Raw genomic sequence first — 10,397 nt, forward strand, 5'->3', positions numbered from 1 at the left:
AAAGGTGAGACTGATGCAATGCTATTGCAAACTTTCAAGACAATTTTCACAGATTCCTTTAGCAAAGAGCCTTACTTCGTCGATTCTGAAGTTGGTCTGTATGTTTTCGGGAAAAGAAATATCTTCTTTACAAGTGGTTTGTTTACATATTTTACAATAGAAATGCAGATGCCAGTCTTTGTGTGTGTTTTCATCACAATCATCTTCACACAATTTGTATTTTGTGGTGGTATTTTCCTGGATACTGTGAACAATACCTTTTTCTTCGAATGTTTTTAAGGTCCTGTAAATCGTAATTCTGTCCGCATTATCAAAGTGATTTTCTATTTCAGAAAGAGACATGGCTGCATCCTGAGAGCTTAGAAAATCATACACCAGAATCCTCATACTTGTAGGTTTGGTGTTTTTATCAATGAGTTTGCTTTCGATATCTTTTTTCATTGTAACCATTTAATTTTTACAGATGAACTTCATTTTCTTGATATCCTTCCTCTTCAATCTGAAAAGTGGTATGGCTGATCTTGAAATTTTTAGTCGTCTGATCTGTTAATGTTTTTAATAATTGATTCTGGGCATAAGCTTCATCCTTTACAATGTGAGCACTCATAGCATTCACGCTTGAAGTAAGAGACCATACGTGCAGATCGTGAACATCTTTTACCCCGGGAGTTTTCTCCAGGGAGGTACGGAGTTCCTGAATATTGACATCTTTCGGTGTTCCTTCGAGTAAAACATGCACGGCTTCCATCAGCAGTTTCCATGTTCTGGGGAAAATCAATAATCCGATCGCTGCTGAAATCAAAGGATCGGCATAATACCAACCTGTAGTCAGCATAATGACTCCTGCGATCATTACTCCAACAGAAGTCAGCATATCAGAAAGAACTTCGAAATAAGCCCCTTTCATATTCAGGCTGGCTTCGGAATCTTTTCTCAGAATCATTAAACCAACAATATTGACTATTAATCCGATTCCTGCCACAATCAGCATCGATGTACTTTGTACTTCCGGCGGATCCTGAAAACGTTTGTAGGCTTCCACTAAAACATATACTGAGATTCCCAACAAGACAACGGCATTGATCACTGCTGCCAATATTTCAGTCCGGTAATATCCGTATGTCTTTGAGGGATCTGCTTTTCTTTCCCCGATTTTTATAGCAATAAATGCTAAAAGCAGTCCTACCACATCCGTCAACATGTGCGCGGCATCTGCTAATAAAGCAAGACTATTGGTAACAATTCCTCCTATTACCTCAGCAATGAGGTAAGTACCGCTTAAGGCAAGTACAATCAGCAGGTTTTTTTTGTGTTTGCTGGCTGCAGAGGCTGTCTGTATTTGTGTTTTTACTTTTTCCATAATATGAGTATGGTTTTTAATTACATTTCATAATACAATGTATTTTCTTTTTTTAGAGGAACATTTTGCTCACCTGTCATTTGTCTGATATTGATTTCAATGGTTTGCGCCAAAGAAGTCATCGGGGTATCCACGGGGGTATTTTCAAATGGATCCTGCATTATGATCGATGTTTTTTCAATAGCAATGAATACAATCGGAATCAGGAAAGTAATTCCTATTTCTATTGCGAGCTGTGAATCATCCAGCCCGAAAGGAAGGATTGCGGCAAAAACATAGATCAAAATATGAACTAAGACACTGTAAGATCTTGGGAAAACAGTATTTTTCAGTCTCTCACATTTTCCCATACTGTCGCAGAGCCTGGTGATCATATCGTTCAGCTGCATTTGTTGAAAATCTGTTAAGCCCTTTGATACCGCAACCTCTTTCAATTGTTTGGAATGCGCATCCAACAGAGCGTTAGGAATATTGAGAGCACTGATAGTATTCTTTTTAAGATATTCCTGTACCTTTTCTGAAAAAGGCTGTTTTCTTAAGGATTCTCCCAGAGCATAAGTCCAGATGATCTGTCTTTCCGCAAAGTCTTTAATAGTTTTATCTTCTCCTGCCGGCATAAACTGTATGACCAATCTTACCAAAGAGCGGGAATCATTGACAATTGCTCCCCAGACTGTTCTGGCTTCCCACCATCTCTCATATGACTGCGAAGTCCTGAACGCGAGAAGAAGTGACACGGCCGTTCCCAGCAGTGCCGGAATATTTAATGGAAGAGAAATTTTTCTGAACCATGGGAGCATATCTAAAAGCCCTATGGCTACTGCAAATATCCCGATGAACAAAATCTGAGATTGTATTCCGCGAAGGAAATACCCGATTGATATTCTTTTGTTTAATAGCATAGTAGAATCGTTTATTAAATACTGTAAGATAATCTTTACTTCCTACCAGCCCGTTTTATACTTCAATCAACTATTTGGTAAACAGTTCCAATTTAAGGATAAAATCTGATATTGAGCTGATTCCAGATCACATTCATTACGACTTATTCATGTTCACCTGAATTGACAAGTTTGGCATTGACAAAAAAGGCACCTTTCACCACAATTTTTGCATCAGCAGGAATCTCGCCAATAGGTGTAATAGCTGTATATCCCATATCTGAAGTTCCTTTCACCACTTCTATTTTTTCAAAATTGGTCGTTTTAGGATGAGGTTTTCCTTTTTCCTCATGTTCTTCTTCCGGTTTTTTATCGGTTTGAACAAAAACATAATATTTGCTGTCTGCTTCTACAATGGCAGAAGTAGGAACGGCCGGCGTTGTTGTTTTATCGAGGCTTACGATACCTGTGATATTCATTCCGTCTATCAATCCTGCTTTATTACCGATCACTTCACAGTGCATCGAAATGGTTTTGCTTTCATTTTCAAATGAGGATCCTATACTGTAAATCCTTGCGTCATATTCTGTTTCAGGATTATTTGTCAGATTAAAATGAACAATTTGCCCCACTCTCATCTTTGGAAGGTCTTTTTCAAAAACCTGAAGATCCAGGTGAATGGAACCATTGTCAATCACTGTAGCTACAGGGGACGAGATATCCACATAACTTCCGATCTGTGCCGTGATTCCGCTCACGGTTCCACTGATTGGAGAAGTAATCACCAGTCCGGATCTCATATTTCCGTTATTCACACTACCCGGGCTTATCCCCATCATCTGAAGTTGTTTTAAAAGGGAAGCTCTTTTGGTTCTCAGAGTTCGCAATTCGGCGTCGGCGCTTTGTAGATTTTTCTTCGCACCCGCATCATTGTCAAAAAGTTCTCTTTGTCTTCTGAACTCCTGCTCTGCATAGGTTATTCTGCTGTTGGTAGTCAGATAATCTTCCTGAAGCTGAATGTATTCAGGATTGGCAATGGTGGCGATTACCTGTCCTTTTTTTACAATACTTCCTACCTGTATATTTAGGGTTTTTATAATTCCTCCGTACAGAGAAGTAATGGTTGCTTTATTATTGTTAGGAACACTTAATAAACCGTTTGCTTTGATGGTGGATGTCAGTTCTTTCATTTCCACAGGTCCTACAGCTACTCCTACTGATTTCATTTGTTCTTCTGTTAATGCAGCGATGGTTGCCGGAGCTTCTTCTTTTGCAGCTTGCTTCTGTTCGGTCTTTTCCGGAGTTTTTTCAGCGGCCTTTTCTGTTGAGGCCTCCTTTTTTCCACAGCTTACAATAAAGAGCGAAACAAGAGCAAGGGATATGATATTATATTTGAGTTTCATATGCAAATATTTATTTTTATAAGGTCGTATGATACCGCTGCTTTCATCGGATGATACGAAGATGTTTTGAGCAGCGTTTTCATAATTATTTATTAATGATTGAATTAATAGTTACTACAGCCAGATTGACTTGCTGGATCGATTCCAGGTATTTTAACTGAATATTGGTTGCCGTCTGCAAAGCAAAAAGATATTCTACGTACGATATTTCTCCCGTTTTATATCCCAGCTGAGCTGCTTTCACAATTTTATCAGCATTAGGGATAGCCTGATTGGTATAATAATCATACTGCTGGATGTCCTGCTGATACTGGCTGAATGCATTTTCCAACTGAGTGGTAAGCTGCTTCTTCTGCATGGCTGCATTTGTTTCAGCTACCTGTTTTTCGTATTCCAGCGATTGGATTCTCGCCTTGGTCGCTCCGAACGTCAACGGAATAGAAACTCCCACTGTAGCAGCACTGAACCGATTTCCGGATCCATAATATCTTTCCTGCCCGTTGACAGTCTGAAAACCGATCAATGACTGGTTTGTATATCCCAAACTGAAATCAGGTAATCCCATAGATTTCTCCACCTTTTTATTCTTCTCGGCAATTTCCATATCCTGGTAAAAAGCCTTTACTAACGGGTTGTTAGCAACAACGGCACTATCAAGGACATTTTCTGCTTTCAGAGGCTCATAATTCTGATTAAAAGGAACTTCAAAATCTTCTGAAGTATTTAAAACTGTTTTTAAATTTTTATAGGCATTATTTAAATACACTTCATTCTGTCTTAATAACAGATCAATCTCTCCTTTTTGTGTTTCTGCCGTGTTTATCTCAATTTTTTTAATATCACCTGCTTTAAATCTCACCGTTGCAATTCTGATAAAGTCTTCATACACTTTGTCCAGACTTGACAGCTGCGCTTTATTATACTGAAGATATTCAATTTGATAATAGTAAGTCCTGACCTGTCTGATCAATTCATTGGCTGTTATTTCCTTATCAATCTGTCTGCTTTTAATATTCTCATTGATCAGTTCCTTTTTTGCTTTAAATAATGTCGGAAAAGGAATGCTTTGAGAGATCGCAAAAGACTGATCGAAATTACGACTGTTGTATTGTCCCAACTGCGTTTCAAAACTTAATTTGGGAAGTTCTTTGGCAGTAGGCCGTAATGCTTCAGCTGATTTTATACTTAGATCTTTTGATTTTAAAGTTAAGTTATTATCTACTGCCATCTGTACAGCCTGCTCTACGGACATCGGCTTAGACTGAGCTTTAAAAGTCTGTCCCAGCATCATCAGTCCTAAAACAAGAACAATGGTAAAAGTTCCTGTGTTATTGCTTTTTCTTTTCAAAATCTTTGTATTAAAAATAATATACAGCATCGGTAAAACAAATAGTGTAAGGAATGTTGCGGATACCAGACCACCGATTACCACTGTTGCCAAAGGTTTTTGAACCTCGGCCCCTGCTCCGGTGGAGATAGCCATTGGCAAAAATCCTAATGAAGCTACTGTAGCGGTCATCAAAACCGGTCTTAACCTGCTTTTTGTTCCTTCATATACCCTTTTCAGAAGGTCTTTTTCGCCTTCTTTTTCAAGCTGGTTGAATGTTCCTATCAATACAATCCCGTTCAGTACGGCAACTCCAAAGAGGGCAATAAATCCGATTCCGGCACTGATACTGAATGGCATATCTCTCAGCAGAAGAGCAAACACTCCTCCGATAGCACTCATCGGAATCGCTGTAAAGATCAAACCGGCCTGCTTAAATGAGCGGAATGTAAAATACAGCAACATAAAAATCAGAAGCAATGATACGGGAACGGCAATCATCAAACGCTTGCTTGCTTCCTGTAAGTTTTCAAACTGTCCGCCATAGGTAAAATAATACCCTGAAGGTAATTTGATCTCTTTGTCCAGTTTTGCCTGAATATCTTTTACCACGCTTTCCACGTCACGTCCTTTTACGTTAAACCCGATTACAATTCTACGTTTCCCCAATTCACGGCTGATCTGTGCAGGGCCCAGTTTATAGCTTACATTGGCTACCTGTGATAATGGGATCTGGGCTCCTGTAGCAGTGGTAATCATTAAATTATTAACATCGGAAATATCTGACCTGTGAAGGCTGTCCAGACGAACCACTAAATCAAAACGTCTTTCATTTTCAAAAACCTGTCCGGCCGCTTTTCCGGCGAATGCTGTACTTACGGCATTGTTAACATCTTCGATATTTAATCCGTAATTGGCAATTCTTGTTCTGTCGTATTGTACGTTGATTTGAGGTAACCCACTCACCCTTTCAATCTGAGGCGCAGTGGCACCATCTACCGACTGAATCACTTTTCCTACTTTATCAGCATATACTGCCAGTGAATCCAGGTTTTCACCAAAAATCTTCACGGCTACATCCTGTCTGATCCCTGTCATCAATTCATTGAATCGCATCTGGATCGGCTGGTTTTTTTCAAAAAATACTCCCGGAATTGTTTCTAACTTTTCGCTGATCTCATCGGCGAGTTCGTTGTATGATTTTTTGCTTTTCCATTCACTTTGCGGTTTTAATACGACAATCATATCAGTAGCCTCTGGTGGCATCGGGTCGGTAGGCACTTCAGCTGAACCTGTTTTTCCTACCACCATTTTCACCTCATCAAACTGCTTGATGATCCTTGAAGCCTGCATCGAGGTTTCTATACTCTGACTCAGTGAGCTACCCTGCGGCAAAATACAGTGAAAGGCAAAATCACCTTCCTGCAGCTGTGGAATAAATTCTCCCCCCATCCCTTTAAAGATGAAAGCAGCTACAATAAAAATCGCAACGGTTGCGGAAACAATAATATATTTTATTCTGATCGCTTTTTGTAATAATGGCTGGTATACTTTCTGAATTGCGTTCATCATTTTATCGGAAAGAGTCTCCTTGTGCGAAATCTTTTTAGATAAAAACAGGGCGCTCATCATCGGAATGTAGGTGATTGACAAAATAGTTGCTCCAATGATGGCAAAACCTACCGTCTTAGCCATCGGCGTGAACATTTTTCCCTCTACACCCGCTAAAGTAAGGATCGGAACATACACAATCAGAATGATAATCTGCCCGAATATGGCACTATTCATCATTTTTGAGGCTGCGGTTCCTACTTCCTGATCCATTTGAACCTGGGTCAGCACTCCTTTATTTTTATTGTGTAACAAATGCAGAGTGGCCTCAACAATAATAACGGCTCCATCTACAATAAGGCCAAAGTCTATGGCTCCTAAGCTCATCAGGTTGGCACTTACCCCAAAAACATTCATCATTCCCAACGCAAATAAGAGCGAAAGCGGAATGGCGGAGGCTACGATAAGTCCTGCTCTCAGATTCCCAAGAAAGACCACAAGAACGAAAATCACGATCAAAGCTCCTTCCATCAGGTTTTTTTCAACAGTACTGATGGCTCTGCTTACTAAATCTGTTCTGTCCAGGAATGGCTCTATCACCACGTCATCCGGAAGAGATTTCTGAATGGTAGGGATCTTAGCTTTTACATTTTCTACGACCTCGTTACTGTTGGCTCCTTTCAGCATCATCACGACTCCTCCTACCGCATCTACCTTTCCGTTATATGTTAATGCTCCGTAACGAACAGCGCTTCCAAGACGCACATCTGCAACATCTTTTACAAAAATAGGAACACTCCCTGTTTCGTTTTTTACGGCTATATTTTTTATATCTTCCAGAGAGGATACCAGTCCGATACCACGGATAAAGTAAGCGTTGGGCTTTTTATCAATATAGGCCCCTCCGGTATTCTGATTATTTTTTTCAAGTGCTGTAAACAAGTCGCTAATACTGATTCCCATCGCTTTCAATCGGTTGGGATCAATAGCTACTTCATATTGTTTTAACTCGCCTCCGAAACTGTTGATCTCAGCTACGCCCGGTGTTCCGTTGAGCTGTCTTCTGACAATCCAGTCCTGCATGGTACGGAGTTCTTTGGCATTGTATTTTTTCTCACTTCCTTTTTTAGGGTGGAGGATGTACTGGTATACTTCGCCCAGACCTGTACTTACAGGAGCAAGTTCAGGAGTTCCAACGCCTTTGGGAATTTCTTCCACTGCATTTTTTAATTGTTCGCTGATCAGCTGTCTTGCAAAGTAAACATCAACCTCTTCTTTGAATACTACGGTAATTACGGAAAGTCCAAACCTGGAGATACTTCTTGTTTCCTGAATGCCGGGAACATTGGCGATACTTTGCTCTATCGGAAAAGTTACCAACTGCTCTACTTCCTGTCCTGCCAATGTTGGGCATACGGTAATGATCTGAACCTGATTATTGGTGATATCCGGTACAGCATCTATAGGAAGTTTGGTAGCGCTCCAGACTCCCCAGATGATCCAGATTAAGGTCATGAGACCTATGATCACCTTATTTTTAATACTAAATTTTATTATTTTATCTAACACGATCTATATTTAATTTTTATTGAAAATAAATGCATACAGTAGAAAATACTGCAGCAAAAATATCCTGAAAAGCTCTGCAATGGTATTGCAAAGTTTCATACTGTTCAGAAAGCTAACTTTCTAAAGGTCAATAAAAATTAAATTTTGGGAGGTTGCCAGATAGGATCGTATACCTGGTAGGCGAAATCGTTTTTACGAAATAGGATTTTCTTGGAGAAATAAGCTTGAATCGGTTCCGGAATTTCTAACAGAGGATCCATTTTAAATACAGAAACTGCAATCTGGCAGCAGCTGCATGCACAAAGTGGCGAACAGATATCCCCTTTTTCTGTTGAATGAACGCCATGAACAGTTAAAGATATTTTCTTATTTCCAGAATCTAAAGGATGAGATACATCTTCACATGGCATTAATGCTAACGCCATGAAATAAATTGCGAGTATCCATCTTAAAAGATTCATTGCTACAAAGGTAAAGTTTTTTTCTAAAATGAGTAAATTCTATCGAAACTTAGTTGGAATGCAAAATAAATTTATCATTTCCATGACTTCTTTTTATTTAAAATTATTTTTTTCATCCAATTGTTATTGATTACCAAAATAAATGCCATTCTTTTTAAATTATTCCTTACCATAACAAAGATATTAAACAGCTATCTAAAGATTAACATTATTTAACTCTTTTACACACTTTTTAGTGTCTATTTATTATCTTTGCTCAAACTTAAATAGCCACTCAAATTTGACAATACAATTTACATCTTATTTAGAAATACTACTGTTTCTAATATTTCCAAAAACAATTTTTAAACTTATTTATAATATATGAAACAAACACTACTGATTACCGGAATGGCATTCTCAAGCTTAGCCTATGCACAAAATGCACCAGCACTGACTGTTCATGACACCAGAAACACAAATGATTTACCATCTGCTTACAATCATGAAGTTAAAGCAGAATTTAAACTTAGAGATGTTGTAGGAGTTCCCGGGACAGGAAGTTACTCCGGGATGTTGACGATTGCTCCATGGTTTGATAATTCAGGAAACAAGCGCCATCAGCTTAACTTTAATGATGGAGGAATTTTTTATCGAAATGCATTATCAAGCGATCCTCAATGGGGAAGCTGGAGCAGACTTCTCACCCAATCCAGCGATGGAAGAGTAAAAATTGGTTTAAATGATCCTGATAACAACTCACCTGCTTCATTAAGGGTTTATAGCAATGAAAGTACCCTTTTTGAAATAGGAAATTCAATAGGAAGATTTCAGATTGCTAAAGTAAGTTGTAACGGATGCTATGGGGGATCAATCGGAGATACTGTTTTAAGAAATTTGGGAAATTCGCATAACATTATTATTGCTCAGCCTAATGATGGTAATGATGGAGGGTCTTTTGTAGGGTTTCAGGATGGTACACGCGGAATCTGGATTAAATTCCTTAATAATGGAATTGCCAAATTCGATGGTAAAATCGAGGCTAAAGAAGTTGAAGTAAAAGCAAATGTTTGGGCGGATTATGTTTTCAAAAAGGACTACCAATTGAAATCTTTGGATGAGGTAGAAAAACATATTTCAGAAAAAGGTCATTTACCTAATATACCATCTGCTGATGAAGTATTAAAAAACGGAATCAATGTCGCAGAAATGAATACCAAGCTTCTTGAAAAAATTGAAGAGTTAACCCTTTATTCTATAGATCAGAATAAGCGGTTAAAATCTCAATCACAAAAGATTGAACAATTAGAACAACAAATTCAGAAACTTTTATCTGCTCAAAAATAATCATCCATGAAAAGAAAATTATTTTCGATATTTTCTCTTATCATCGGTTTTCTAGGATATTCACAAACCGAAGTCTATTTCAAATATGACGAAGCCGGAAACCAACGATACAGAGGAACAAATGCCGCAGGCAAAAAAGGAGAACAACTCCTTCCAAAAGAAACACTATTGCAGGAGCAGGCAAAGGTAACCACTACTACACAACAGGCGCCTATAATTGATGAAAAAACATTCTGGAAACAGGTCAGACTTTACCCTGTCCCTGTAAATGATTACTTAACCATTGACTGGACAGAGGAGCTGGACAGTCTTATTGAATCCGTCTCATTGTATCAACACAGTACAGTCCATTGGAAGTTCCAACAACAGAATATTCCGGGATTAAACCGTCAGGTGAAGATCAATATGACAGGATATGACTGGGGAGTTTACATACTACGTTTTACTTTGAAAGACGGAAGAGTCTTTGGAAGGAATGTTACTAAAAGATAGAAAAATAGCAACTAATAATTTAACAAA

Annotated in this window: 8 protein-coding genes; 2 read left to right on the forward strand and 6 right to left on the reverse strand. The window is 38.6% G+C overall.

Features of this window, described 5'->3' with window-relative positions; all coding sequences use genetic code 11:
* Nucleotides 1-21: 21 nt before the first annotated feature.
* The 6 genes from M030_RS0100770 to M030_RS23520 all read right to left on the reverse strand — a co-directional run bounded on the left by M030_RS0100770 (nt 22) and on the right by M030_RS23520 (nt 8,552).
* Nucleotides 22-441 (reverse strand): Fur family transcriptional regulator, encoded by a 420-nt coding sequence (locus tag M030_RS0100770; RefSeq protein WP_027371788.1) that lies wholly within the window; start codon nt 439-441, stop codon nt 22-24.
* A gap of 16 nt (nt 442-457) precedes the next feature.
* The gene (locus M030_RS0100775) at nt 458-1,360 is read right to left on the reverse strand and encodes a cation diffusion facilitator family transporter (RefSeq protein ID WP_027371789.1); all 903 of its coding nucleotides are present in this window, start codon (nt 1,358-1,360) and stop codon (nt 458-460) included.
* A gap of 20 nt (nt 1,361-1,380) precedes the next feature.
* Nucleotides 1,381-2,262: a bestrophin family protein gene (locus M030_RS0100780; protein ID WP_027371790.1), complete on the reverse strand. Its 882-nt coding sequence runs from the start codon at nt 2,260-2,262 to the stop codon at nt 1,381-1,383.
* Nucleotides 2,263-2,405: 143 nt separating this feature from the next.
* Nucleotides 2,406-3,644 (reverse strand): efflux RND transporter periplasmic adaptor subunit, encoded by a 1,239-nt coding sequence (locus M030_RS0100785; protein WP_027371791.1) that lies wholly within the window; start codon nt 3,642-3,644, stop codon nt 2,406-2,408.
* Between the two features lie 85 nt (nt 3,645-3,729).
* Nucleotides 3,730-8,091 (reverse strand): CusA/CzcA family heavy metal efflux RND transporter, encoded by a 4,362-nt coding sequence (locus M030_RS0100790; RefSeq protein ID WP_027371792.1) that lies wholly within the window; start codon nt 8,089-8,091, stop codon nt 3,730-3,732.
* Nucleotides 8,092-8,228: 137 nt separating this feature from the next.
* The gene (locus M030_RS23520; RefSeq protein ID WP_034721879.1) at nt 8,229-8,552 is read right to left on the reverse strand and encodes a DUF6660 family protein; all 324 of its coding nucleotides are present in this window, start codon (nt 8,550-8,552) and stop codon (nt 8,229-8,231) included.
* A 363-nt stretch (nt 8,553-8,915) separates the two neighbouring features.
* Here M030_RS23520 and M030_RS24805 point away from each other — a divergent pair, with 363 nt between their 5' ends.
* Together M030_RS24805 and M030_RS0100805 are read left to right on the forward strand one after the other, a co-directional pair.
* On the forward strand, nt 8,916-9,878 hold the full coding sequence (locus M030_RS24805; RefSeq protein ID WP_051584826.1) for a hypothetical protein: 963 nt from the start codon (nt 8,916-8,918) through the stop codon (nt 9,876-9,878).
* Nucleotides 9,879-9,884: 6 nt separating this feature from the next.
* Nucleotides 9,885-10,370 (forward strand): hypothetical protein, encoded by a 486-nt coding sequence (locus M030_RS0100805; RefSeq protein ID WP_051584827.1) that lies wholly within the window; start codon nt 9,885-9,887, stop codon nt 10,368-10,370.
* Nucleotides 10,371-10,397 lie beyond the last annotated feature (27 nt).

The sequence above is a fragment of the Chryseobacterium sp. UNC8MFCol genome, assembly GCF_000482305.1.
GTDB lineage: Bacteria > Bacteroidota > Bacteroidia > Flavobacteriales > Weeksellaceae > Chryseobacterium > Chryseobacterium indologenes.

Coding starts and splice junctions, on each gene's coding strand:
- M030_RS0100770 (WP_027371788.1), bottom strand. CDS start 441: ATGAAAAAAGATATCGAAAGCAAACTCATTGATAAAAACACCAAACCT.
- M030_RS0100775 (WP_027371789.1), bottom strand. CDS start 1,360: ATGGAAAAAGTAAAAACACAAATACAGACAGCCTCTGCAGCCAGCAAA.
- M030_RS0100780 (WP_027371790.1), bottom strand. CDS start 2,262: ATGCTATTAAACAAAAGAATATCAATCGGGTATTTCCTTCGCGGAATA.
- M030_RS0100785 (WP_027371791.1), bottom strand. CDS start 3,644: ATGAAACTCAAATATAATATCATATCCCTTGCTCTTGTTTCGCTCTTT.
- M030_RS23520 (WP_034721879.1), bottom strand. CDS start 8,552: ATGAATCTTTTAAGATGGATACTCGCAATTTATTTCATGGCGTTAGCA.
- M030_RS24805 (WP_051584826.1), top strand. CDS start 8,916: ATGAAACAAACACTACTGATTACCGGAATGGCATTCTCAAGCTTAGCC.
- M030_RS0100805 (WP_051584827.1), top strand. CDS start 9,885: ATGAAAAGAAAATTATTTTCGATATTTTCTCTTATCATCGGTTTTCTA.